Origin of the sequence: Paracoccus sp. SJTW-4 (assembly GCF_047716885.1) — a bacterium.
In the GTDB taxonomy this organism is placed as follows: domain Bacteria; phylum Pseudomonadota; class Alphaproteobacteria; order Rhodobacterales; family Rhodobacteraceae; genus Paracoccus; species Paracoccus solventivorans.
Genome location: NZ_CP136681.1, coordinates 1,930,157 through 1,953,962 on the forward strand (window position 1 = coordinate 1,930,157; position 23,806 = coordinate 1,953,962).

17 protein-coding genes are annotated in these 23,806 nt (G+C 69.7%); 7 read left to right on the forward strand and 10 right to left on the reverse strand.

Features of this window, described 5'->3' with window-relative positions:
- Nucleotides 1–6,411 (reverse strand): type I polyketide synthase, encoded by a 6,411-nt coding sequence (locus RSP45_RS09460; protein WP_415391729.1) that lies wholly within the window; start codon nucleotides 6,409–6,411, stop codon nucleotides 1–3.
- 125 nt (nucleotides 6,412–6,536) lie between these two features.
- Entirely contained in the window at nucleotides 6,537–7,949 is a 1,413-nt protein-coding gene (locus RSP45_RS09465; RefSeq protein ID WP_415391730.1) for a hypothetical protein, read from the reverse strand.
- Between the two features lie 58 nt (nucleotides 7,950–8,007).
- Between RSP45_RS09465 and RSP45_RS09470 the strand changes: the two genes are divergently transcribed.
- Nucleotides 8,008–8,763 (forward strand): WecB/TagA/CpsF family glycosyltransferase, encoded by a 756-nt coding sequence (locus RSP45_RS09470; protein ID WP_415391731.1) that lies wholly within the window; start codon nucleotides 8,008–8,010, stop codon nucleotides 8,761–8,763.
- 61 nt (nucleotides 8,764–8,824) lie between these two features.
- Here RSP45_RS09470 and RSP45_RS09475 read toward each other — a convergent pair whose 3' ends face one another.
- Genes RSP45_RS09475 through RSP45_RS09485 form a run of 3 tightly spaced genes read right to left on the reverse strand, consistent with a single transcriptional unit; the run spans nucleotide 8,825 to nucleotide 12,059 of the window.
- A complete protein-coding gene (locus RSP45_RS09475) occupies nucleotides 8,825–10,195 on the reverse strand; it encodes an oligosaccharide flippase family protein (protein WP_415391732.1) in 1,371 nt (456 codons plus the stop codon).
- On the reverse strand, nucleotides 10,192–10,449 hold the full coding sequence (locus RSP45_RS09480; protein WP_415391733.1) for a hypothetical protein: 258 nt from the start codon (nucleotides 10,447–10,449) through the stop codon (nucleotides 10,192–10,194). Before RSP45_RS09480 ends, RSP45_RS09475 begins: the two co-directional genes overlap by 4 nt.
- Nucleotides 10,446–12,059 (reverse strand): GMC oxidoreductase, encoded by a 1,614-nt coding sequence (locus RSP45_RS09485; protein WP_415391734.1) that lies wholly within the window; start codon nucleotides 12,057–12,059, stop codon nucleotides 10,446–10,448. Before RSP45_RS09485 ends, RSP45_RS09480 begins: the two co-directional genes overlap by 4 nt.
- A 461-nt stretch (nucleotides 12,060–12,520) precedes the next feature.
- Between RSP45_RS09485 and RSP45_RS09490 the strand changes: the two genes are divergently transcribed.
- Nucleotides 12,521–13,189: a sugar transferase gene (locus tag RSP45_RS09490; protein ID WP_073068366.1), complete on the forward strand. Its 669-nt coding sequence runs from the start codon at nucleotides 12,521–12,523 to the stop codon at nucleotides 13,187–13,189.
- A 69-nt stretch (nucleotides 13,190–13,258) separates the two neighbouring features.
- On the opposite strand, the gene RSP45_RS09495 is transcribed toward RSP45_RS09490, so the two are convergent.
- A complete protein-coding gene (locus RSP45_RS09495; RefSeq protein ID WP_415391735.1) occupies nucleotides 13,259–14,476 on the reverse strand; it encodes a hypothetical protein in 1,218 nt (405 codons plus the stop codon).
- A gap of 5 nt (nucleotides 14,477–14,481) precedes the next feature.
- Complete coding sequence (locus RSP45_RS09500) at nucleotides 14,482–15,297, reverse strand: P-loop NTPase (RefSeq protein WP_415391736.1); 816 nt, start codon at nucleotides 15,295–15,297, stop codon at nucleotides 14,482–14,484.
- An 86-nt stretch (nucleotides 15,298–15,383) separates the two neighbouring features.
- On the opposite strand from RSP45_RS09500, the gene RSP45_RS09505 reads away from it, so the two are divergent.
- The 5 genes from RSP45_RS09505 to maiA all read left to right on the forward strand — a co-directional run bounded on the left by RSP45_RS09505 (nucleotide 15,384) and on the right by maiA (nucleotide 20,418).
- Entirely contained in the window at nucleotides 15,384–16,376 is a 993-nt protein-coding gene (locus RSP45_RS09505) for a glycosyltransferase family 2 protein (protein ID WP_415391737.1), read from the forward strand.
- Nucleotides 16,377–16,499: 123 nt separating this feature from the next.
- A complete protein-coding gene (locus tag RSP45_RS09510; RefSeq protein ID WP_415391738.1) occupies nucleotides 16,500–16,991 on the forward strand; it encodes a MarR family winged helix-turn-helix transcriptional regulator in 492 nt (163 codons plus the stop codon).
- Between the two features lie 82 nt (nucleotides 16,992–17,073).
- Nucleotides 17,074–18,444 (forward strand): homogentisate 1,2-dioxygenase, encoded by a 1,371-nt coding sequence (gene hmgA, locus RSP45_RS09515; protein ID WP_415391739.1) that lies wholly within the window; start codon nucleotides 17,074–17,076, stop codon nucleotides 18,442–18,444.
- 91 nt (nucleotides 18,445–18,535) lie between these two features.
- Nucleotides 18,536–19,744: a fumarylacetoacetase gene (fahA, locus tag RSP45_RS09520; protein WP_415391740.1), complete on the forward strand. Its 1,209-nt coding sequence runs from the start codon at nucleotides 18,536–18,538 to the stop codon at nucleotides 19,742–19,744.
- 2 nt (nucleotides 19,745–19,746) lie between these two features.
- On the forward strand, nucleotides 19,747–20,418 hold the full coding sequence (gene maiA, locus RSP45_RS09525) for a maleylacetoacetate isomerase (protein WP_415391741.1): 672 nt from the start codon (nucleotides 19,747–19,749) through the stop codon (nucleotides 20,416–20,418).
- A gap of 68 nt (nucleotides 20,419–20,486) precedes the next feature.
- Here maiA and RSP45_RS09530 read toward each other — a convergent pair whose 3' ends face one another.
- From RSP45_RS09530 to RSP45_RS09540, 3 genes are read right to left on the reverse strand one after another with little or no spacing between them, the layout of a single operon-like run.
- Nucleotides 20,487–22,202: an FAD-binding protein gene (locus tag RSP45_RS09530; RefSeq protein ID WP_415391742.1), complete on the reverse strand. Its 1,716-nt coding sequence runs from the start codon at nucleotides 22,200–22,202 to the stop codon at nucleotides 20,487–20,489.
- Nucleotides 22,189–22,977: an SDR family NAD(P)-dependent oxidoreductase gene (locus tag RSP45_RS09535; protein WP_415391743.1), complete on the reverse strand. Its 789-nt coding sequence runs from the start codon at nucleotides 22,975–22,977 to the stop codon at nucleotides 22,189–22,191. Before RSP45_RS09535 ends, RSP45_RS09530 begins: the two co-directional genes overlap by 14 nt.
- Before the next feature lie 10 nt (nucleotides 22,978–22,987).
- On the reverse strand, nucleotides 22,988–23,710 hold the full coding sequence (locus RSP45_RS09540) for an SDR family NAD(P)-dependent oxidoreductase (RefSeq protein ID WP_415391744.1): 723 nt from the start codon (nucleotides 23,708–23,710) through the stop codon (nucleotides 22,988–22,990).
- Between the last annotated feature and the right edge of the window lie 96 nt (nucleotides 23,711–23,806).

The following is a 23,806-nucleotide window of genomic DNA, read 5'->3' on the forward strand; positions in this document are numbered from 1 at the left end:
TCACTCCGCCGCCTGGCGCATGGGCGCCGCTTCCGCCTGCGCCAGGATGCGCCGCAGATGCGAGGCGAGCACCCGGACGTTGGGTTCCAGCACCATGCTGTCGTGGTCGCCCGGCACCTCGATCACCTCGAGCGCGGGGGAAAGCGGGGTCAGGCCGTTGTCTTCCATCACATATTCCTTGGCCGCACTGATCCAGCGCCCGCCCGACACCTTGAAGCGCCGGTCCAGCGGCGGGCGCAGCAGCACCACCCGCCCGTCACGCCGCACCATGTCGAAGCGGGGCAGCGCCGCATAGAACGCCGCCTCGATCGCCGAGTTGTGCAGCTGGTGCGCATCCTCGACCGCGCGGGGGTTGCGCTGCGCGCGCTTCCATTCGGCACGTTCGCGGGCCCAGCGCGACAGATAGGCGGGGCCTTCCTCGCGCAGCAGCGCCAGCTTGATCAGCGCCTTGTCCACCCGCCCCGGCACCGGCCGCATCGGCAGCGGCGTGTCCAGCAGCACGGTGACGGCGACGGTTTCGCCCGCCTCTTCAAGCTGGCGGGCGATTTCCCAGGCGATCAGCCCGCCGCCCGAGAATCCGCCGACCAGATAGGGCCCATGCGGCTGCACCTGCCGCATTTCCGCGATGTAATCGCGGGCGGCGTCAGTGAAATCCTCATGCGGCGGCGCATCCCCGAACAGCCCCCGCGCCTGCAGGCCGTAGAACGGCCGCTCATGGCCCAGCAGCTGCGCAAGATGGCGCAGGTTCAGCACGTTGCCGAACATCCCCGCCACCAGGAAGAACGGCGTGCGCGGCCCGCCGTCGCCGCGATGCATCGCGACCAGATGGGTGTGGCGGCGCATCGGCGTGACCTCGGCCGGGGCGCTGTCGGCCGCTGGCTCGGCGGTATCGCCCGCCGGCCCGATCTGCGCCTCGATCAGCGCGGCGCAGGCGGCGATGGTCGGGGCCTCGAACAGGATCGAGATCGGGAAATCCACCGCATAGGTCTTGCGGATCATGGAAAACAGCCGCACCGCGATCAGCGAATGCCCGCCAAGGTCGAAGAAACTGTCCTCGACCCCCAGATTGCCGACGCCCAGCAGGTCCTTCCAAAACCCGACCAGGGTGCGCTCGATATCGTTGCGGGGGGCGACGAACTCGCTGTCGAGCTCGGGGCGCTCGAACTCGGTGGCGCCGGGTTTCGCCGCATCCGCGCCGGCATCGGCCTGCGCGATCAGCGCCGGCAGCGGGATCGAGCTGACCACCAGCTGCCCGGCGCCGCTGGCGATGGCGCGCAGGAACGCCTCGGCCCCCTCGTCGGCGTGGATGCCCTGCGACAGGTTGTGGCGCAGCTGCTCTTCGGCAGGGCCGATCTGGCGCGGCGCATCGGCGGCGTCAAAGGCGATCTCGCGCGCGTCGGGCGTGGCGGAGAGGTCCAGCGCCCCCTCGATCCGGCGCAGGGTAAAGCCGGCGATCTCGGCCACCACCTTGCCGTCGGTGTCGGCCAGGGTGATGTCGAGCCGCGCCAGCCCGTCGCCGTCGCGATTGGGGGCGGCGTTGCGGATATGGCTGACGATCTGCGCCGGCAGCGCCCCGGTCAGGGTGATCGCGCCATAGCTCAGCGGCACCCACAGCCTTGCGTCGTCATAGCCCTCGATCAGCCGCATCGCCCAGCCGGTGGCGATGTCCAGCAGCGCCGGGTGCAGCAGCCAAGCCGCATCGGTGTCGCGGAACCGCGGCGGCAGCGCCAGATCGGCGATGCCCTCACCCGCGCCCAAGGCGCGGCTTTGCAGCACCCGCCAGCGCGGGCCGAAGCGCAGGTGGCGTTCCTGATCGGTCACCAGCCCTTCGCCCCGCTCGGGCTGGGGGCAGCGGGCGCGGATCGCGGCAAGGTCCAGCGTGGGCGGCGCGGCGACAGCAGTCTCGACCCGCGCCTCGGCGTGCAGCAGCCAGCCGGTGCTGCCGTCCACCGCCACCGCGTTGCGGATCTCGGCGTCATAGCCGCCCTGCGTGCGGGTCAGCCGCACGCGGATGCGCGCCTGCTCGCCATCCGCCACCAGCAGCGGGCGCAGGAAGGTCAGGTCGGTGATGCGCAGGGGTCCCGGGGCCTCGACCTCGGCCAGCGCCTCGGCCAGCAGCTCCAGATAGCCGGTGCCGGGCAGCAGCGCCTGACCCGAAGCCAGCCGGTGCCCGTCGATGATCCAGTCGCGGTGGTCCACCACCCCCGAAAACAGCCGCCGGCCGTCGGGATCGAACCCGGCCTCGGCCAGCAGGGGCTGGGTGATCGTCGTCGGCGCGGCAGGCGCAGGCGGCGCCAGTGCCGCGGCGGCCATGCCGACATCGGCCCAGATCCCCCAGTTGATCGCCAGCACCCGCGTGGCGCCGCCCGCGCGCGATTCCGCCCAGGCGTTCAGGAAGCTGTTGGCCGCGACGTAATCCAGCTGCCCGGGCGGCGTCGTCACCGTGGACGAGGACGAAAACACCACGATCAGCCCGACCGAGCCGTCCGGGAACACGCTGTCCAGCACCATGGTGCCATGCAGCTTGGGGGCCAGAACCTGCTCGATGGATTCGGGGGTCTTGGCCAGGATCGGCGCGTCGTCGACCACGCCGGCGGCATGGATCACCGCGTCGATGCGGCCGAACCTTGCCTCGGCGGCGGCGCGGGCGGCCTCGACCTCCTGGACGTTGCAGATGTCGGCGGCGAGGGTCAGCACCTCAGCGCCCTCGGCCTCCAGCGCCTCGACGGCGCGCAGCCTTGCTGCCAGCGGGTCGCCGGGCGGCGCCTGCCGGATCAGCGCCGGCCACTCGCCGCGTTCCGGCAGGGCGCTGCGGCCCAGCAGCACCAGCCGCGCGCCATGGTCGCGCCACAGCCGCCGCGCCACGGTCAGGCCAATGCCGCCGAACGCACCGGTAATCAGGCAGACCGCACCCCGCGGCAGCGCCGCATCCTCGGGCACGGTCAGCGCCCGGGGGCGCCAGTCACGCTCATAGCGCACGCCCGCGCGCAGGGCGGCGGTGCGGCGGCCGGGCGGGGCCAGCAGCTCGGCCAGAACCTCGGCGGCGGTGTCGGCCGGCGGCATCCCCGGGTCGATATCCAGGCTGGAACAGCTCGCGCCCGCGAATTCGCGCGGGATCACCCCCAGCGGCCCGGCAATCGCGGCTTTTTCCGGGTGGGCGAGCCGCTCGATCTTCTGTCCCGAAATATCCCCGCCGGAGGCTCCGGCCGCGCCACCAACACCCCCGCGCAGGGGCAGCGCCGCCGCGCCGCTGGTGATCGCGGTCAGGTGCCATGGCGCAGGCAGCCCGGCCTCGTCCATCGCCTGCGCAAGGAAGGTCAGGCTGTAGAACCCCTGTTCCAGATTGCGGTGGAACAGGCTCGACCCCGGGCGAAACCCGTCATCCGCGGCCAGCCAGAAATGCGCGATCCGGTCGGGGGCCAGCCCCTGCGCCACCAGATCGCCCAGCAGCAGGTCGTAATCGTCGCGCCCGCGCTCGGCCGAGATGCAATAGCGGTCCTGATCCAGCCGGGCAAAGCTGTCGCCGGCCAGCACCTCGATCACCCGATGCCCGGCGGCGCGCAGGGGCGCGGCCACCGCGGCGCCCAAGCCCTGCCCGTCCGACAGGAACAGCCAGCAGCGTTTTTCCGCACGATCCAGTGCATCCACCGCGATCTCGGCGCTGCGCCGCAGCCAGTAAGGCTCCCACCCCCAGTCGGCCACATCGTCCACCCGTTCGGGGAAACGGGCGGTGTCGTCGCGCGCGACAGTCGCGGCGCGGTCGATGAAATAGCGCTGGCGCTGGAACGGATAGGTCGGCAGCACCACCCGCTGCCGCGGCACGTCGCCCCAGAACTGCGGCCAGTCCACTGCCACCCCCAGCGCCCACAGCCGGGTCAGCGTGGCGATGAACCATTCGTCATCGGCGACCTGATGGTCGGGGTGGCGCAGCGTTGCCAGCGACTGGTTCGCCGGCACCCCGTTGGCCACGGCCAGCGAGGCGAGCGTCCGCCCCGGCCCGACCTCAAGATAGACCCGCCCCTTGTCGCGGCTCAGCTGCGCCATGCCGTCGGCAAAATGCACGGTATTGCGCAGATGCGCGACCCAATACTCCGGGTCGGTGGCCTGCGCGGCGGTCAGTTCCTCGCCCGTACGGTTGGAAATCACCGGCAGCCTGGGCGCCGACAGCTTCATCCCGCGCAGATGCGCGCCGAAATCGGCCAGGATCGGCTCGAGCATCCGGGAATGTGCGGCGATGTCGATGCGGATGCGCTGGGGGGTGATCTCATCCGCCGCCAGCCGTGCGGCCAGCGCGTCCAGCGCCGCGTCGGGGCCGGAAATCACGCAAAGCTCGGGCGCGTTGACCGAGGCGATGTCCAGATCATCGCTCAGATACGGCCGCACCGCATCGACCGACAGCGGCACCGACAGCATCCCCCCCGGCGGCACGCTGTCGAACAGCTGCCCGCGCCGGTGCACCAGCCCGATGCAGTCCTGAAACGACATCACCCCGGCGATGCAGGCGGCGACGTTTTCGCCCATGGAATGCCCGATCAGCGCCGAGGGCTGCACGCCCCAGCTCATCCACAGCTTCGCCAGCGCATATTCGGTGATCGCGATCAGCGGCAGCTGGACCGAGGGCCTGGTCAGCGCCGCCTCGGCCGCCGCTTCCTGCCCCGGCTCGGGCAGCCAGACGGCGCGGGGGTCGTAATCCAGCATCGGGGCCAGATGCGACAGGCCCTTGTCCATCCACTCGCGGAACTCGGGCTCGGTATCGTAAAGCCCGCGCGCCATCTGCGCATATTGCGCGCCGCCGCCGGGGAACATGAACACCACCTCGGGGCGGTTGCCCAGATGCTGGTGGGTGAACACCTGCCGCTGGTCGCCCGATTCCAGCCGCGCGGCGGCGGTGTCGTGGTCGCTGGCGACGACGATGCGGCGATGGTCGAACTGGCGCCGCCCCTGCATCAGGGTAAAGGCGACATCGGCCAGCTTCTGTTCGGGATGGGCGCGCAGATGCGCGGCCAGCCTTGCGGTGGCCTGATCCAGCGCCGCCTTGCTGCGGGCCGAGACCACCAGCGGCTGGAACGGGAAATCCGGTTCCTCGGATGGGGCGCGCGCGGGCGCTTCTTCAAGCACAAGATGCGCGTTGGTGCCGCCGACGCCCAGGCTGTTCACCCCCGCCCGCCGCGGCGCGCCCTGCTGCGGGAACGGCGTCAGCCGGTCGCAGACTGCAAAGGGCGAATGTTCAAAGTCGATCGAGGGATTCGGCGCCTCATATCCCAGAGAGGGCGGGATTTCCCCGTGATGCAGCGCCAGCGACGCCTTGATGACGCTGGCCACCCCCGCGGCGGTGTCGAGATGGCCGATATTGGTCTTGACGCTGCCCACCAGGCAGCGCGCGGCATCCGAGCCGGTTTTGGCGAAAGCCTCGGTCAGGGCGGCGATCTCGATCGGGTCGCCCAGATAGGTGCCGGTGCCGTGGCATTCGACATAGCCGATGCTGTCGGCGCTGACGCCCGCCGCGCGATGCGCCGCCGCCACCGCGGCCGCCTGCCCGTCGACCGAAGGCGCCAGATAGCCAGCCTTGGCCGCGCCGTCGTTGTTGATGGCGCTGCCGCGGATCACCGCCCAGATATGGTCGCCCTCGGCCAGCGCATCGGCCAGCGGGCGCAGCACCACGCAGCCCGCGCCGGACCCGAACACCGTCCCCTGCCCGCGGTGGTCGAAGGCATGGCAATGCCCGTCGGGGGACAGCACCTCGCCGTCCTGATACAGATAGCCGCGGCCGTGGGGCAGTTCGATGGTGACGCCGCCGGCCAGCGCCATGGCGCATTCGCCGCGCTGGATCGACTGGCAGGCCATGTGGATTGCCACCAGCGAGGTCGAGCACGCCGTCTGCACCGAAATGCTGGGCCCGGTCAGGTCGAGGATATGGCTGACCCGGGTGGACAGGAAATCCTTGTCGTTGCCGGTATGGCGCAGCAGGAACATGCCCGTAGAGCGCACCAGCTCGTCCTGGGAACAGACGTTGAAATAGAAATAGCTGCCCATGCCGCAGCCGGCAAAGACGCCGATGGGGCGGCCCAGACCTTCGGGCGTGTGGCCGGCATTCTCCATCGCCTCCCACGCGGTTTCCAGGAACTGGCGATGCTGGGGGTCCATGATCGCCGCCTCTTTCGGCGACAGGCCGAAGAACTCGGCGTCGAAATGGTCGAAGCGGTCCAGCGTCGCGGCAGCGGGGACGTAGTTCGGCTGGCGCATCCGGGACGGGCTTTCGCCGGCCTCGCGCAGCTCGGACTCGGTCAGGGTGCGAATCGATTCGACGCCCTGCCGCAGGTTGTCCCAGTATTCGGTGATTGAGGCCGCCCCGGGCAGATGCGCGGCCATCCCGACGATCGCGATGTCGCCCGAACCGGGCCTGTCCTGCATATCCATGCGTGCATCGCCCCTCATTAAACACAACCACAGTCAGATATCGCCAGATCCGGCAACGGGTATACAGCAGTCAATATGAACAAAAACTCTGTCTATTTATACAGCCTGTCGCAGCGCGGTCAGATCAGGGTCCGGGCCGGGCGCGGATCCTCGGGGGATGCGGCCGGATCCTCGGCCAGCTCGCCCGCAGATTGCGCCGCCCCCAGCAGCGCCCCGGCCAGCAGCCAGGTCAGCGGGGTCATGGTGGCGTTGGGAACCAGATCGACCATGTTCACCGCCAGCATCAGCGCCGTGCCGGCGAAAAGCAACGACGCCTGCCCGCCCGCGCCCTGATTTACCGCCCGCCGCGCCGCCTGCGCCGCCCGCAGCACCGCCAGCACCAGCAGCCCGAACCGTCCGGCAAAGCCCACCACCCCGCGCGAGCTCATCACGATGATCCATTCGCCGTCGGTGACGGTCAGGATGCTGCCGTCCACGTCGAAGACGTGGTTGCGGTTCCATTCGCCCCAGCCGAACAGCGGGCGCATCTGCACATGCTCAAGCAGCACCCACTCGTTGTCGAAACGATATTGCAGCGAGCTCGCGCGGTCGACGCTGACCTTGCCCGCCATTTCCAGCATCCAGTCGATCGGCACCAGCCCGTAAAGCCGCAGCAGCGGATAGCAGAACACCGCCGCCGCCATCGCCACGGCCACCCGCCCGATCAGCCAAGGCGGCGCCGCCAGCACCAGCGGCACGAACAGCAGCGCATAGATCCACGCCGCCAGCGTCCGGCACAGGACCACCATCACCAGCAGCGCCAGCAGCGCCGCCAGCAGCCGGCGCCGGCGCTCGGGTGCGGACAGGCGGGTCAGCAGCGCCGCGGCATGGGCGGCCATATAGGTCAGCAGCGCCACCCAGATGCCGTGTTCCAGGAACACGATGGGGCGGTATCCCCCGAATCGGACCATCTGGTCGAACTGGTGCTGGAAATACCCGTAGACCCAGACGTTCAGTTGCGGGGACATCCGCACCTCGACCAGCATCGGCACCGCATAGAGCAGCATCGCCGCGACCAGCGCCCCCAGCAGCTCGCGCAGGTCGCGGGGGCTGCGGACATAGCGCACCCCCAGCGCCCAGATCAGCAGCGGCGGCAGGATGTTGATGACCATCGACAGCCCGTCGCGCAGCGACAGGCCGGGCAGCACCACGCCGCCGCCGACGAAGCGCGCATCCCCGTTGGTCAGCGCCGTGCCGACCCCGCCGCCGATGATCAGCGCCAGACACAGGGCCGCCCAGATCCCGGCGCCGAACAGCGGCGCCCGCTCGCCCCGGATCGTCCAGGCGGCGAGATACGAGGCGATCGCCGGGATTGCCAGCTTGTCCAGCGCCGGCAGAAGTGGCAGGTCGAAGGCAACCAGCGGCGGCAGCAGCAGATAGCCGCCCAGAACCGAAACTAGCAGCGCCCGCAGCGGCGCCATACGGGCGAACAGCACGAATGTCAGCGGGAACCACAGCGCCAGGGCCAGGAATGCAACGGGACTGCTGGGCACGGGGCGATGGTTCCTTGCTGCGGGCCTTGCGGCTGGCCGTAACGGGCGGGCCGGCGCGATGAAGTTCCGTTACGAGGACATCACCATAACGGTCAATATGCCGGATCGCGAGACTCTGCTGGCGGAAATCCGGCAGCGGCTGCGCGAGGGGCGGGGCTTTGCGGTGGCCACGATCAACCTGGACCACCTGGTCAAGCTGCGCGGCGATGCCGGCTTCCGCCGGGCCTATGCGGCCCAGGACCTGATCGTGGCCGACGGCAACCCGATCGTGTGGCTGGCGCGCACGGCGGGGCATCGGGTCGCGCTGGTCCCCGGCTCGGATCTGGTGCTGCCGATGGCGGCGCTGGCGGCGGCCGAGGACGCGCCGGTCGCGCTGCTGGGCAGCACCGCCGCGGTGCTGGACGACGCCGCCGCCCGGCTGGAGGCGCTCTGCCCCGGGCTGCGGGTGGTGGCGCGGATCGCGCCGCCGATGGGGTTCGACCCCAGGGGGCCGCAGGCCGAGGCGCTGCTGGCGGAACTGGGCGCGACCGGGGCGCGGGTGACGTTCCTTGCACTCGGGGCGCCCAAGCAGGAAATCCTCGCCTCCCGCGGGCGCGAGCTGCTGCCGGCGATGGGGTTCCTGTCGGTGGGCGCGGGCATCGACTTCATCGCCGGGGCGCAGACACGGGCGCCGGCGCTGGTGCGGGGGCTGGCGCTGGAATGGCTGTGGCGCGCCGCCTCGGCCCCGCGGCGGCTGGGGCCGCGCTATGCGAAATGCGCGGCGATCCTGCCGGGGGAATACCTGGCCGCACGGCGCCAGCGCCGCGAGGGCTGAGCGCGGCCGCCCGGAGTTTTCATCGACGATCCCCAAGGGCAACACACCCCCCCCCGGCCCGTCAGAACCACAGCACCAGCAGCGCCACCAGCGCCCCCGCGGACAGGAACACCGCGTCATGCAGCGGGTCCCACACCTGGTGGCGCCGCGCGATCCACACCACCGCCGGATAGGCCAGCATCGCCCCCAGCGCCTGCCCGGCCAGCGCCCCCGGTAGCCCGGCAAAATGCACCCCCACCCAGTAGAGCGACAGGAACAGCGTCGCCCGCACCGCGGTCACCACCAGGAACCGCTTGCTGTCGGCGTTCGCCAGTGCCGCCTGGTCGTAGCTGAGCATCACGATCTGCGGGATGGTGGCGCAGGCGATCATCGGCAGCATCATCCCGGCGGATTCGTAGCGCGGGTCGTAAAGCAGCGCCACGATCCACGGCCCCAGCGCCGCCATCGTCACCAGCACCGCCAGGAAACCGCCGGTCAGCCCCCAGTGGATGCGCCGCAGCCGGTAGGTCAGCATGGGCGAGGGACCCTGATGATATTCGCGATAGACCGGGATCATCAGCCGCCAGATCACCGCGATCGCCAGCTGCAGCGGAAAGCTGGCCAGGAAATAGGCGATGTTGTAGATGCCCAGCTCGTCCAGCGTCAGGTATTTGCCCAGGATCGCGCGGTCGCCCTGGCCGATGCCAAAGCCGACGATGGTGCTGGGAAAGATCCATTTGCCGAACCCGACCAGCTCGGCCACCGCGCTGCGGTCCCAGCGGAAGCGGTTGCGCTCTCCCGGCAGCAGCCGCTCGGCCAGCAGCCACTTGATCGCCGCCCCGATCACCATGCCGATCACCAGCGCCCAGGCCGAGCGCATCACCGCCGCCAGCGTCACCGTCAGCACGATGGACAGGGCCGAGGACGCCAGCTCGATCCGCGTCAGCAGCCCCAGCTGCAGGTGGCGGTTGGCCTCTTCCAGCCGGGTGGTCAGCAGGCCGTTGATGACCGAGACGAACCCGGCAACCGGCAGGTACCATGCCAGCTCGGGCGTGTCGTAGAACCGCGCCACCGGCACCGCCAGCACCACGCAGCCCAGCCACAGTATCACCCCGCGCACCGCCTGCATGGTAAAGGCGGTGTTCAGGAAATCGCGGTCGTCGCCGCGGCGGCTTTGCATGATCGCCGGGCCAACGCCGACATCCGAGAAATTGTTCAGCCCCTGGATCACCACCATGATCAGCGCCATCACCCCGAAGATCTCGGGGAACAGCAGCCGGGTCAGGATCAGGTTCGACGCCAGCCGCAGCCCCTGCGAGCTGCCGAAGCCGACGACCGTCCACAGCGACCCGCGCAGCGCCCGCTGCTCGAGCCCGTCGCCTTGCAGCAGCCGCGCCAGCCGGCGCTGCGGGCGAGAGCCGGGGTCCCGGTTCGAGGCCGCGTCCCGCATCATCGCCCGCCCCCGTCCAGCCGGCGCAGGGCCGGCAGGCTGCGCCGGCCGAGGGGGGCGAGACGCCGGACTGCAAGGATCACGCCATGCGGCGCCAGCCCGGCGCAGGAGTCCACCCCACCGCGGCGCCCCATCCGCATCGCCGGGACCGGCGGCCCGGCCACGCGGCAGCCCGCGGACACAGCCGCCACCGGGAAAAGCCCGGTCTCGGCATCTTCGCCGGGGGTTCTGCTCGGGTCCGGCATGGTGATGGTCATGACACCCCCTTGCGGCTGGCGGAACGGCTGGCCGCGATGATGCCGGCCACGCGCAGGGCGTTGGCGGCGATGGTCAGGCTTGGGTTCACCCCGGTCGAGGTCGGCATGAACGAGGCATCGGCCACGTAAAGATTGTCCAGCTCATGCGCGCGGCAGTCGCGGTCCAGCACCCCGCGCGCCGGGTCGTCGGAAAACCGCAGCGTGCCGCAGGCATGGGCCAGGTTCGGCTCGGGCCGGTGGTTCAGGAACAGGATCCGCCCGCGCCCGAAGCGGCGCACCAGTTGCCGGCGCAGGCGGTGGCGGCGGGCCAGCAGCTCGGCCGGGAAATCATAGGTGAACAGCAGGTCGTCGGGGTTGTCGGGGTCGTAGAGGACGCGGTTCTCGTCGCTGGGCAGGTCCTCGATCATCGCGGCATACAGATCGGCGCTGCCCAGCAGCCGCGCGGCCATCGCCGCCGGCAGATGCAGCGCCAGCCGCAGCCCCGGCAGCCGGTGGAACGCCGAGCTTTCCAGCCGCGCCCGCAGCGCCGCCAGGATCAGCCCGTATTCCGCCCGCACCCCCAGCGCCTGCACCAGCCCCAGCCGCTCGGGCGCCGCCGGTTCCAGGCCGGGAACCCCGGCGCCGTCGTAGAAGTCGCGCAGCGAAAAGGTCTTGCGCGGGCCCTGCCGCGACAGGCCGCGGGGCGCCCACAACGCGAACATCTCGTCCAGGTGGAACATCAGCCCGCGCCCGACCAGCCCGCTGCCATTGGCGCAGCCCTGCGGCCAGTCCTCGCTGGCCGAGGCCAGCAGCAGCCGCGGCGAGGACATCGCCCCGGCCGCCAGCACCACCACCGGCGCGCGCACGATGCGCAGGCGACCGCCGACCTCGACCTCGACCCCCTCGACCAGGCGGCCGCGGCCCAGCAGGCGGCGCACCACCGCGCGGTCCCACAGCTGGGCCCGGCCGGTGGCCAGCGCCGGTTCCACCCCCGCAGAGCGGCCGTCCATCTTGCAGGACAGCGGGCAGCGATGGCCGATGCATTCCAGGCAGCCCGGCAGGTAGCGGATGCCCAGCGGCGTGCGATAGGGGTGCAGCCCGCGGCGGCGCAGCTGCGCCACCTGCGCCTCATGCGCGGGGGACAGCGGCGGCGGCGTCAGCAGCGGCACGGCAGGCGGATCGCCCAGCGGGTCAGAGGTGCCGCTCAGATACAGCAGCTGCTGGGCGCGGTCGAACCACGGCGCGAACTCGTCATGCCCGACCGGCCAGCCGCCGGTGGGGTGGGCCATGGCGCCCACGGTTTCCAGGTCGCGGCGGGCGGGGCGTTCCAGCGCCGCCCCGTAAAACGCCGAAGTGCCCCCCGGCCCCACCCCCTGGTTGGCCACGGGCAGGCTGGGGACGCCACCGATCACCGCCCGGGTGGGGGCGGGCCAGCAGCCCAGCAACTCGCGCGCGCTGGCATTGCCAGGCTCGGCGGCCATGGCGTTGACCGCCAGCCGCGGCGGGGTCGGACCGCGTTCCAGGAACAGCACCGACAGCCCGGCCTCGGCCAGGGCGCGGCCGGCCAGCCCCCCACCCATGCCCGCCCCGATCACCACCACATCGGGCGAGAACCGCGCCGCGGCGGTCATAGGCCGGCCTCCGGGTTCAGCGGCGCCGCCGCGCGGGGAAAAGCCGCCCCGCTCGGGCCGTCGATGTCAGGTCTGGAGTTCATGCGCCGATCAAACACAGCCCTGCTGCACAGAGGCGGGCAAAATACCCGTCGACGGCGGAGACTAGACCGGAGGTCCAGACCGCTCAACACATCATTTACACAACCATGGGGAGATTCGACCAGCCCGCACCCGCGAACGAATCGTGGTGGCAAACTCATTAACCTTGTGTTAATGATCGTTAACGGCGGCCAGTCAACTACCTTTATGTATAAATTGCAACGCGAGCGATAACTTGCCAATCTGCAAGCGCGTTCCGGTAGATCTGCGGGTCTGCCGGGCGCAATAGGTTGAAAGTTCATGTATAGGGCTCGGCAATAACCCGCCGTGTGAGCCGTGTAACGTATTGGAGAGTCGCCTATGTTTCGGGGACAAATGGTATGAGTATCGAACGGATCAACGATTTTGCAGCAGATCCGAAGCTCCAGCGGGTCAAGGCGCCGATCTATCGTCATGGTGGAAAGCGCGCGCTGGATATTGCACTCGTTCTGGCAGCATTGCCGATCGTGTTTTTCACCGTAGGGTTGATCGCGCTGGTGATGCTGATCATCGAGCGGGCCAATCCCTTCTATTCCCAGCTGCGCGTCGGAAAGGGCGGTTCGGCCTTCCGCATCTGGAAATTGCGCACCATGGTGCCGAATGCCGACGAAATGCTGGAAAGCTATCTGGCGGCCAACCCGGCGGCGCGGCTGGAATGGGACCGCAGCCAGAAGCTGACCGACGACCCGCGCATCACACTGATGGGGCGGTTCCTGCGCCAGACCTCACTGGACGAGCTGCCGCAGCTGTGGAACGTGCTGGCCGGGGACATGAGCCTGGTCGGACCGCGGCCGATGATGTTGGACCAGCAGAAGCTGTACCCCTCGAACGCCTATTACCGGCTACGGCCGGGGCTGACCGGCCCCTGGCAGGTCAGCGCGCGGCATCTTTCGGCCTTTGCCGACCGGGCGCGGTTCGACGATGCCTATGATGCCAGCCTGACGCTGAGCGGCGATGTCGCGCTGCTGTTCAAGACCGTGCGGGTGGTCCTGCGCGGGACCGGCTGCTAGCCGCCGGTCCTTCGCCTCTCCCTCGCGGCGGGCATCTTTGGTCCTGCGTCGATCCCGGACCCGCGAGCCTCAGCGCCGCGTGTTTTTCTGTTTCGTGTCGGGCAGGTCGATCACCGGGCGCAGGCCGGTGATCCGCTCCATCTGCGCGGCGGTGCGGATGATCGGGCGGCGCATCTCCATCAGCAGGGTCAGGGCAAGGGCCGCCAGCACCGACAGCATCCCGCCGCCCAGCGCGATCTTCTTGCGCTGCGACGACATCGGGTAATCCGGCGGCACCGCCTTTTCCAGCAGGGTGAACGAATCCGACACCATCGAGCTGTCGCGGCGCTGCTGGCTTTCCGCCGCCACCCGGCGATTCGCCACCCCCACCAGCTGCTCGCGCAGCGTGTCGCGTTCGCGGTCCAGCGCCGCCAGCTCGGCCTCGGCGGTGACGCTTTGCCGGGCGGTGTCCTCGATTTCCGCGACCCGCGCCTGCAGGGCCTCGCGCTGGGTCTCGAGCACCGAGATCTGCCGCTGCAGCTCTTCCGCCGCCTGCCGTTCCAGCGCCGAGCCGCGGTCGTCCGTCGCGGCCTGCTTGCGGCGCAGCCCCACCAGCTCGGCGTCGATCTCGCGGATCGAGACGCCCAGCTGCAACAGCTCTTCGGTGCGGTTGTGCAGCCCGGTGGGCAGCACGTCGAAATTGCGCCTGCGATAGTCCGAGATCCGCGCGTCCACGTCGGCGATCTGCTGCTCCAGCCGGGTTTCCTCGTGGATGTAGAAGGCGGCGGTTTCCTGCACCCGCTGCTCGACGATCTCGGCGTTCAGCGCCACCAGCTGCGCGGCCAGGTCATTGGCCAGCGTCGCCGCCAGCTCGGCCGAATCGGCCTGCGCGGTCACCTGCAACAGCCCCATCGCCGGCTCGACCCCGTAGACGGGCGCGCGCTGGCTGACCGGCACGATCCGCAGCGTCTGCCGCAGCAGCGCCACCTTTTCGCTGTCGGTGGCCGGCAGGTCGGAAAACAGCCCGTAATCGTCCAGGATCTGCAGCAGGTGGTCGCGCCGCATCAGCCGCGCCTCGATCTGCTCGAGCCAGGCCGAGCTGGCCAGGCTGGTGCGCGCATCGCCCTCGGGGTTCACCGACTGCAGATTGTCGATCTGGATCAGCGCCGAGCTTTCAAAGCTGCGCGGCTGCATCAGCGCCACCTGCAACGAGATCGCCGAACCGGCGACCAGCACCCCGCCGGCCAGCCAGCGGTGCCGCCACAGCGCCGAAACAGCCTCGGCCGGGGTCTGCACGATATGCAGCATGGCGATCAGTCCCGTCTGTGGCGGCGCCACCAGCGCCGCGTGGTGTCCTCGGCCCGGTTGAGCACCAGCCCCACCAGCCGCGTCTTTCCCTCGAGCGCGCGTTCGCATTGCTGCAGGTCGCGCCGGGTGGTCGTGGTTCCGTCGGCGACCAGCAGGATGCCGTCCATCGCCGGCAGGATCGACAGCGCCGCATCGCCCTCGATCAGCGGCGGCAGGTCGATCAGCATGATGTCGGGCTGCAGCATCCGTTCCAGGTCGTCCAGCGCCTCGCGCGCGCTGTGTTCGCCAAGGATGCTGGCCGGGGCCGCCACGCGCTGTTCGTTCAGGACCAGCGCCAGGTTGCCCGCCACCCGCAGCGGCTGCACCATCGGCGCCACCTCGCCCAGCAGCACCGGCGGCAGCGGCCCCGGCGCCTTGATTCCGAAGCGGGCGGAAAGATCGGGGCGGGCAAGGTCCAGATCGGCCAGCACCACCCGCGCGCTTTTGCGCCGCGCGATGGCGACCGCCAGATTGGCCGCGACATGGGTCACCCCGGCGCCGCGATGCGCGCTGGTCACGGCGATGCGGGTCAGCCCGTGGTTGTGCGCGGCCTGCAACAGCTCAGTGCGCAGCAGGTCGAAGGCGTCGGCCGGATCGCCGCCGGTGCCGCTGTCGGAATACAGCTGCTGTTCGCGCAGGACCGCCCGGTCCACCTGCACCGACGGCAGGCGCGACCAGTTCAGCTCGACCTCGGTCTCGGTCAGGTTGCGGCTGCCCGCGACCTGCACCATTGCCACCGGCAGATTGGAGTCCTCGTTCTTATGAGTCGGCCTTGCCCGCATCCGGCGCCCCTGCACTCGCTTCGACTTCACCTCATAAGCAGAGATGACTAGGATCGAAAGCGCGAACAGGCCATGACCGGGGCAATATGACCGATCTCACGCAAGTTTTGCCCGGTCCCGGGGCGGCGCGGGTCGGCGCCGTGGTCATCGGCCGCAACGAGGGGCCGCGGCTGGCCGCCTGCCTTGCGTCGCTGCGGGCCGAGGCGGTGGCGCCGCTGGTCTATGTCGATTCCGGCTCGACCGACGACAGCCTCGGGATCGCCCGCCGCACCGGGGCAGAGGTGGTGGTGCTGGACCCCACGGTCCCCTTTACCGCGGCGCGGGCGCGCAACGCCGGCTTCGCGCAGCTGACGTCCGGGCCCGACGCACCGCCGCTGGTGATGTTCATCGACGGCGATTGCGAGCTGGTGCCGGGGTTCCTGGCGCAGGCCACCGGCTTTCTGGACGCTCACCCAGAGGTGGTGGCGGTGGCCGGGCGGCGGCGCGAGCGTTTCCCCGACGCCTCGGTCTACAACCGCCAGTGCGAAGACGAATGGAACACGCCGCCCGGCCCCGGCACGCCCTTCGGCGGCGACGTGCTGATGCGCAGCGCCGCGCTGGCGGCCGCCGGCGGCTATCGCGACAGCCTGATCGCCGGCGAAGAGCCGGAACTCGCCCTGCGGCTGCGCCGGGCGGGCGGCGAGATCTGGCGCATCGACAGCGACATGACCCGCCACGACGCGGCGATGCACCGGTTCGGGCAATGGTGGGCCCGCTCGGTCCGCGCCGGCCACGCCTTTGCCGAAGGCGCCGCCCTGCATGGCCACGGCCCCGAGCGCCATTATGTCCGCGAGACCCGCCGCGCGCTGCTGTGGGGGCTGGTGCTGCCGCTGGCGATCCTGCTGCTGGCGCTGCTGGACGGGGATTTCCTGATCCTCGCGCTGATCTATCCGCTGCAGTTCCTGCGGCTGGCGCGGCGCATGGGGCCGCGTGCAGCCGGGTTTTCCCTGCTGGGCAAGTTTGCCGAGGCGACGGGCGCGCTGCGCTACTGGCTGAACCGGCTGCGGGCGCGGCAAAGCCGGATCATCGAATATAAATAGCCCCTGCGCCCGGCCCCCACGCCCGCGACCTTGCGCCGCTTGACGGGGCCGGACCGCTTCCGGCACACCGGCAGACATCGTTGCGTTTGAAATCAGGCCGGTTTGTCACTTGCGGGGCATTGCATGAAACTGGAAGCGTTCTTTCCCTATCGGATCGCGGTCACCGCCGAGGCATTCTCGCGCCAGCTGGTGGCGGTCTACGGCCGCACCCACGGGCTGACGCGCGAGGAATGGCGGCTGCTGTTCCTGCTCGAGGATGCCGGCAAGCTCGATTCCCTGCAGCTGGCGCAGCGGACCTCGCTGGACAAGGTGCAGGTCAGCCGCGCCGCCACGCGGCTCGAGGCCAAGGGGCTGATCACCCGCTCGGTGCTGGGGTCGGACCGGCGGCTGCGCGACTATCGCATCACCCCCGCCGGAGAGGCGCTGTTCGCCCGCGTCTTCGCCGAGGTCGAGGCCCGCGCCAAGGAAATCCTGGACGCCATGCCCCCGCACGACCGCGAGGCCCTGACCCGCGGCATCGCCGCCCTCGACCGCGCCATCGCCGCCGTCACCGACCCCGAAACCGGCCACGGCACCAGCTTCCCCCGGCCGGGCGGCACCGGCGCGGCGGAATAGGGGCACCCCTGGGGGGACTTGACATCGTTGCCAATGCAACAGCATATCGTTGCATTGGAAATGATCTGCTTGGGGAGCCACCATGACCATCCATGAACTGCCGAAATCCATGGTGCGCGCCAGCGTCACCACCGGCACGGTCGAAGGTTACATGCCGGGCTTCGGCAATGATTTCGAAACCGAGGCGCTGTCCGGCGCCCTGCCCCAGGGCCAGAACAGCCCGCAGAAATGCAACTACGGGCTTTATGCCGAGCAGCTGTCCGGCACCGCCTTTACCGCCCCGCGCGGCCAGAACGAACGGACCTGGTGCTACCGCATCCGACCCTCGGTCCGGCATACGGGCGAGTTCAAGGCGATCCAGGTCCCCTACTGGAAAACCGCGCCCAACGTGCTGCCCGACGTGACCAGCCTGGGCCAGTACCGCTGGGACCCGGTGCCGCTGCCCGGCGCGGACGAGGACCTGACCTGGATCACCGGGATGCGGACCATCACCACCGCCGGCGACGTGAACACCCAGGTCGGCATGGCCAGCCACATCTATCTGGTCACCCGCTCGATGCAGGATGAGTATTTCTTTTCCGCCGACAGCGAGTTGCTGATCGTCCCGCAAGAGGGGCGGCTGCGCTTCTGCACGGAACTGGGGATCATCGACCTCGAGCCCAAGGAAATCGCCATCATCCCGCGCGGACTGGTCTATCGGGTCGAGGTGCTGGAAGGCCCGGCGCGCGGCTTTGTCTGCGAAAACTACGGGCAGAAGTTCGACCTGCCCAGCCGCGGCCCGATCGGCGCCAACTGCATGGCGAACCCGCGCGATTTCAAATGCCCGGTGGCGGCGTTCGAGGACCGCGACGGCGTGCGCTCGCGCGTGGTCATCAAGTGGTGCGGCCAGTTCCACGAAACCTGGATCGACCATTCGCCGCTGGACGTGGTGGCCTGGCACGGCAACTACTGCCCCTATAAATACGACCTGCGGACCTATTCCCCGGTCGGCGCGATCCTGTTCGACCATCCCGACCCCTCGATCTTCACGGTGCTGACCGCACCTTCGGGGCAGCCGGGGACGGCGAACATCGATTTCGTGCTGTTCCGCGAACGCTGGATGGTGGCCGAGCACAGCTTCCGCCCGCCGTGGTATCACAAGAACATCATGTCCGAGCTGATGGGCAATATCTACGGCATCTACGACGCCAAGCCGCAGGGCTTCGCGCCGGGGGGCATGAGCCTGCACAACTGCATGTTGCCGCACGGGCCCGACCGCGACGCCTTCGAGGGCGCCTCGAACGGCGAGCTGAAGCCCGAAAAGCTGGACGAGACCATGTCCTTCATGTTCGAGACCCGCTTCCCGCAGCACCTGACCGAGTTCGCCGCGAAAGAGGCCCCGATGCAAAAGGAATACATCGAGGTCTGGAACCAGCTCGAAAAGAAGTTCGACGGCACCCCGGGAGTCAAGTAAGCGCCCGACCCGCGCATTTCCCCTCTCTTTCCATACTCTCCCCTCCCGCGCCGCCATCGGCGCGGGGGTCTTTCAGATACGAGGATCGACCATGGCTGCGACGCTGAAAAGCTGGGTGACTTCCGCCAATGCGGCGGGCTGCGAATTTCCCATCCAGAACCTGCCCTACGGCGTGTTTTCCGTGGCCGGTGGCGCACGCCGCTGCGGGGTCGCCATTGGCGACATGATCCTGGACCTGGCCGCCTGCGAGGAACGTGGGCTGATCGACGCGCAGGGCAGCTTCTCGCGCCCGGAACTGAACGACTTCATTGCGCTGGGACGCGAGATCTGGACCGCCACCCGCGCCCGGCTGACCGAGCTGCTGGCCGAGGGCGGCGACGAGACCCTGCCGCTGGTCCCGATGGCCGATGCCACGCTGCACCTGCCGATCCGGGTAACCGAGTTCACCGATTTCTACGCCTCGAAAAACCACGCGTTCAACGTGGGCGTGCTGTTCCGCGGTCCGGAAAACGCGCTGCCGCCGCAATGGACGCATATGCCGATCGGCTATAACGGCCGCGCCTCGTCGGTGGTGGTGACGGGCACGCCGATCCGCCGTCCCATGGGGCAGGTGCGCGGGGAAACAGGCCCGGAATGGATCGCCTGCCGCCGGCTTGACCTGGAACTGGAACTGGGGGCCATCGTCGGCGCCGACAACACCATGGGCGAGCGGGTCAGCGTCGATCAGGCCGAGCAGATGATCTTTGGCTATGTGCTGCTGAACGACTGGTCGGCGCGCGACATCCAGGCCTGGGAATACCAGCCGCTGGGCCCGTTCCAGGCCAAGGCGCTGGGGACCACCATCGGCGCATGGATCGTGACCGCCGAGGCACTGGAGCCCTTCCGCAGCGCAGGCACCCCCCGCGACAACGACATCCTGCCCTATCTGCGGGAATCCCGCCCCGGGTTCTACGACCTGACCGTCGGCTGGACCATGAACGGGCAGCAGATGGCGCGCACGAATTACAACGTGATGTATTGGTCCAGCGCGCAGCAGCTGGCGCATCACACCGAATCGGGCTGCCCGATGCGGGTGGGCGACCTGCTGGGCACCGGCACCATTTCCGGCCCCACCCCCGACCAGACCGGCGCGCTGCTGGAAATGACCCAGGGCGGCAAGACCCCGGTGACGGTGAACGGAGAGGCCCGCACCTTCATCCAGGACGGCGACGAGATCGGGCTTTACGCCCATGCCGAGGGTCCCGGCTATCGCATCGGCTTTGGCCCCTGCACGGGCCGGATCCTGCCGGCGGTGGAATGACAATGGCCGGGACCGAGACCGGCGCAGGTCGGGCAATCCTGCATGATTACTGGCGTTCGTCCGCATCCTACCGGGTGCGGATCGCGCTGGCGCTGAAAGGCATCGCGTATCGGCGGGTGGTGGTCGATCTGGTGGCGGGCGATCAGGGGGCGCCTGCGCATCTGGCGCTGAACCCGCAGGGACTGGTGCCGGCGCTGGAAATCGACGGGCTGGTGCTGACGCAGTCGCTGGCGATCCTCGACTACCTGGACGAGACCCGCCCCGATCCGCCACTGCTGCCCGCCGACCCCGCCGCCCGCGCAAGCGTGCGCGCCATCGCGCTGGCCGTCGCCTGCGAGGTGCATCCGGTGTCGAATCTGTCGGTGCTGGCGCGGGTCGAGGCGCTGGCGGGCGTGGATGCCCGCGGCGAATGGAACCGCGACAATATCTGCCGCGGTCTGGCGGCAGTCGAGCGGCTGCTGCACCACCCCGGCTTTACCGGGCAGTTCTGCCACGGCGCCCGGCCGGGGCTGGCCGATTGCACGCTGATCCCGCAGCTTTACAACGCCAGCCGCTGGGGCGTGGGCTTCGACCACCTGCCGCGCATCAGCGCGGTGGCGCGGGCCTGCGCGGTGCATCCGGCATTCCTTGCCGCCCACCCCGAGACCGTCGCGCCGGCCGTCCCAGCCGCCTGACCCTTTCCCGCTGCAACGAAAAAGGCCCGGAGGATCGCTCCGGGCCTTCGCCATTTCCGAGGGGTCGTTCAGTCCTTGCCGGCCGCCACCTGCCCGATGACGTAGCCAAAGGTCAGCGCAGGCCCCAGCGTGATTCCCGGCCCCGGATAGGCCCCCGACATGATCGAGTTGATGTCGTTGCCGCAGGCGTAAAGCCCCTTGATCACCCGGCCGTCACGGTCCTTGACCTCGCCGCGCCCGGTCACGTCCAGCCCCATCGAGGTGCCGATGTCCCCCGGAAAGATCTCGATGGCGTAGAACGGTCCTTCCAGCGGGCGCAGGCAGGGGTTCGGGGCGTTTTCCGCATCGCCCAGATAACGCTGATAGGTGGTCGAGCCCTTGCCGAATTCCGGGTCCTCGCCCCGTGCGGCAGCCGCGTTGAAGCCCGCGACGCTGCGTTCCAGCCCCCGCGGGTCGATGCCGCACTGGCTCGCCAGCTCGGCCAGTGTCGCGGCGCGTTTCAGATAGCCGCTGGCGATGTGCTTGCCGATCCGCGCCGGGAAGGCGTGCGCCGCCCCCAGCCCGTAGCGGCGCACCGCCCGGTGATCCGCGATCAGCCAGCCCGAGCGCTGCCCCTCGGCCAGCAGCCGGGCAATCAGCCCCTGCACGAAATCATGGTAGCTGGCAGATTCGTTGACGAATCGCCGCCCGTGATGATCGACGGCGATCACCCCCGGCTTGGCCCGGTCAAGGAACAGATGCGGGAACGGCCGTTTGGTTCCGTCCGGGTTCGGCAGCAGCGACACCGGCGTCCAGAACCCGCCGTTGGTGTTGGTTTCGACGAACCCCGCCCCGATGGCCTGCGCCGCCGCGATGGCGCCGCCGGTCCCCGCGGCCGGAGACATGGAATAATGCGGCAGCCCGCGTTTCACATGGTCAAAGGTCTCGCGCCGGCGGGCGCTGTCGTGGGGATAGCCACCGGCGGCCAGCACCACGCCACGGGTCGCAGCGATGCGCCGCACGCCCTTGGGCCCCTTGACCTCGGCGCCGGTGACGCGGCCGCTGACGTCGCGGGTCAGCGCCAGCAGCTCATGCCCGGTGCAAAGGGGGATGTTCAGCGCAAACACCGTCTCGGCCAGCCGGCCCGACACGGCGGCGCCCATCACCAGCCTTGTGTTGCGGCCGCGCGTCACCCTGTCCAGCGCATATTTCGCAACGGTTTTCGTCGCATAAAGCGCCGATGTCACCGAGCGCCCCATGCGCAGGAAATGATAGATGTCGGGGCGGCCCAGAGGCATCCCGCCAAGGATGGTGAAATCGGGGAAAGGGGGGCGCATCCGGCCCAGCTCGGCCCCCAGCCGGCGGCCATCATAGTCCAACGCATCCAGCGCCCGCCCGCCCTCGGTCGCGCCCTCGGCGTCGGGGTGATAGTCCGGCGACAACGCACGATGCGACAGCTTCAGCGCGGTCTGGTCATTGAAAAAGCCGATGGCCTCGGGACCCTTGTCCAGAAAGGCGTCGACCAGTTCCGCATTGAACAGGTTGCCGGTCTCGCCCTGGATATAGCGGCGCGCGGCCTCGCGGCTGTCGGTCATGCCGGCCGCAGCGGCGATGGGGTTGCAGGGCACCCAGATCGCCCCGCCCGACACGGCGGTCGAACCGCCGAACAGGTCGGATTTCTCGATGATGACCGGGTTCAGCCCGTGGTGGCGGGCCGAGATGGCGGCGGCCATTCCGGCCGCCCCCGATCCGACCACCAGCAGCTCGCAACTGTCCGGCAGCTCGGGGTTGTCAGGCCGGCGCATGGATCGCCTCTTCCCGCGGATAGCGGCCCATCGCCCAGCCGCCGTCCACCGCCAGCACCTGCCCGGTGATGAAGGACGCTTCGTCCGAGGCCAGGAACCGCACGGCCCGCGCCACGTCCTCGGGCAGCCCGGCGCGGCGCAGCGGCGCGCCGTCGATCATCTGGTGACGCCGCCACGCCTCGGTGCGGATACGCTCGGCCGTCAGCGGCGTTTCGATCAGTCCCGGCGCCACCGCGTTCACGCGGACGCCGTTCGGGCCGAAGTCGTTGGCCATCTGCCGGGTCAGCCCGATCACCGCCGCCTTGGAGGCCGAATAGCCGCAAGAGCTCTGCGCCCCGATCAGCCCAAAGATCGAGGCGGTGTTCACGATGGCCCCGCCGCCGCTGCGCATCATCCGTTCCACCGCCCAGCGCGACAGCCGGAACAGGCCCAGCACGTTGATTTCGTAATAGCGGGTGAAATCCTCGTCGGTGGTGTCCAGCGCGTGGACGCCGCGCGCGACGCCGGCGTTGTTGACCAGGATGTCCAGCTGCAGCCCGGCCGCGTCGATGGCGGCACCGATCTGGCCGGGCAGCGCAGGGTCGGTCACGTCGCCCTGCACCGCGGTCACATTCGGGTTTGCGGCCAGCGCCGTGATGCCGTCAGCCTCGCGGTCCACGGCGACCACATGGGCGCCGGCGGCCAGCAGCGCGTCGGCAATAGCCTTGCCGATGCCCTGGCCTGCGCCGGTAACGACGGCGGTGCGACCCGCCAGGGTGGTTGGTTCCAGTGTCATCTTGCTCTCCTCAAAAGGCGGCGGTGCCGCCGACCGAGCGGCCGCCGTCCACGATCAGCACCTGTCCGGTGACGAATTCGGCGCGCGGGTCGGCGAAAAAGGCGACGGCATGGGCGATATGTTCGGGGGTGCCCAGCTTGCCGGTGGGCTGCTGGACGCGCAGCCCCTCAAGCCCCTCGGCACGTTCCAGCAGCATGTCGGTGGCGATCACGCCGGGCGCCACCGCATTGACGGTGATCTGCCGCGCCGCCAGTTCCAGCGCCAACGCCTTGGTGAAGCCGGCCACCCCGGCCTTGGAGGCCACATAATGCGCATAGTTGCGCGCCCCGAAGGCCGCGCGCGAGGCCAGGTTCACGATCCGCCCGCCCTCGGGCAGCACCCGCGCCGCCTGCTGGCACAGGGTGAACATGGCCACCAGATTGACCTCATACATGACGCGGAAATCATCCGGCGTCAGCACGTCAAAGTCGCGGGTGTTGAAGATGCCGGCATTGTTGACCAGCACCCGCAGGTGTTCCGCCTCGTCGATCAGCGCCTGGGTCGCGGCCGGATCGGTGATGTCCAATACCTCGGCGCGGGCGGACAGCCCGGCCTCGGTCAACTGGCGCACGGTCTCGGCCGCGCCGTCAGCCGAGCGGTCGGCCACGATCACCGCATGGCCGTCCTCGGCCAGCCGCCGGGCGATGGCCCGCCCGATGCCGGAACCGGCGCCGGTCACGATTGCGGATTTCACGATAGACATTGAAAGTTACCTCAGCTTGCAAACGCGCCCCGCCAGCGCGGCAGACCCCGGTGAAACCGGGTCGGACTGTCCGGGACGACAGCGCCG

Bases quoted from the DNA above. Each gene is read 5' to 3' on its own strand.
- RSP45_RS09460 (WP_415391729.1), bottom strand. From the start codon at position 6,411: ATGCAGGACAGGCCCGGTTCGGGCGACATCGCGATCGTCGGGATGGCC.
- RSP45_RS09470 (WP_415391731.1), top strand. From the start codon at position 8,008: ATGAAGTTCCGTTACGAGGACATCACCATAACGGTCAATATGCCGGAT.
- RSP45_RS09475 (WP_415391732.1), bottom strand. From the start codon at position 10,195: ATGATGCGGGACGCGGCCTCGAACCGGGACCCCGGCTCTCGCCCGCAG.
- RSP45_RS09480 (WP_415391733.1), bottom strand. From the start codon at position 10,449: ATGACCATCACCATGCCGGACCCGAGCAGAACCCCCGGCGAAGATGCC.
- RSP45_RS09485 (WP_415391734.1), bottom strand. From the start codon at position 12,059: ATGACCGCCGCGGCGCGGTTCTCGCCCGATGTGGTGGTGATCGGGGCG.
- RSP45_RS09490 (WP_073068366.1), top strand. From the start codon at position 12,521: ATGAGTATCGAACGGATCAACGATTTTGCAGCAGATCCGAAGCTCCAG.
- RSP45_RS09495 (WP_415391735.1), bottom strand. From the start codon at position 14,476: ATGCTGCATATCGTGCAGACCCCGGCCGAGGCTGTTTCGGCGCTGTGG.
- RSP45_RS09500 (WP_415391736.1), bottom strand. From the start codon at position 15,297: ATGCGGGCAAGGCCGACTCATAAGAACGAGGACTCCAATCTGCCGGTG.
- RSP45_RS09505 (WP_415391737.1), top strand. From the start codon at position 15,384: ATGACCGATCTCACGCAAGTTTTGCCCGGTCCCGGGGCGGCGCGGGTC.
- RSP45_RS09510 (WP_415391738.1), top strand. From the start codon at position 16,500: ATGAAACTGGAAGCGTTCTTTCCCTATCGGATCGCGGTCACCGCCGAG.
- hmgA (WP_415391739.1), top strand. From the start codon at position 17,074: ATGACCATCCATGAACTGCCGAAATCCATGGTGCGCGCCAGCGTCACC.
- fahA (WP_415391740.1), top strand. From the start codon at position 18,536: ATGGCTGCGACGCTGAAAAGCTGGGTGACTTCCGCCAATGCGGCGGGC.
- maiA (WP_415391741.1), top strand. From the start codon at position 19,747: ATGGCCGGGACCGAGACCGGCGCAGGTCGGGCAATCCTGCATGATTAC.
- RSP45_RS09530 (WP_415391742.1), bottom strand. From the start codon at position 22,202: ATGCGCCGGCCTGACAACCCCGAGCTGCCGGACAGTTGCGAGCTGCTG.
- RSP45_RS09535 (WP_415391743.1), bottom strand. From the start codon at position 22,977: ATGACACTGGAACCAACCACCCTGGCGGGTCGCACCGCCGTCGTTACC.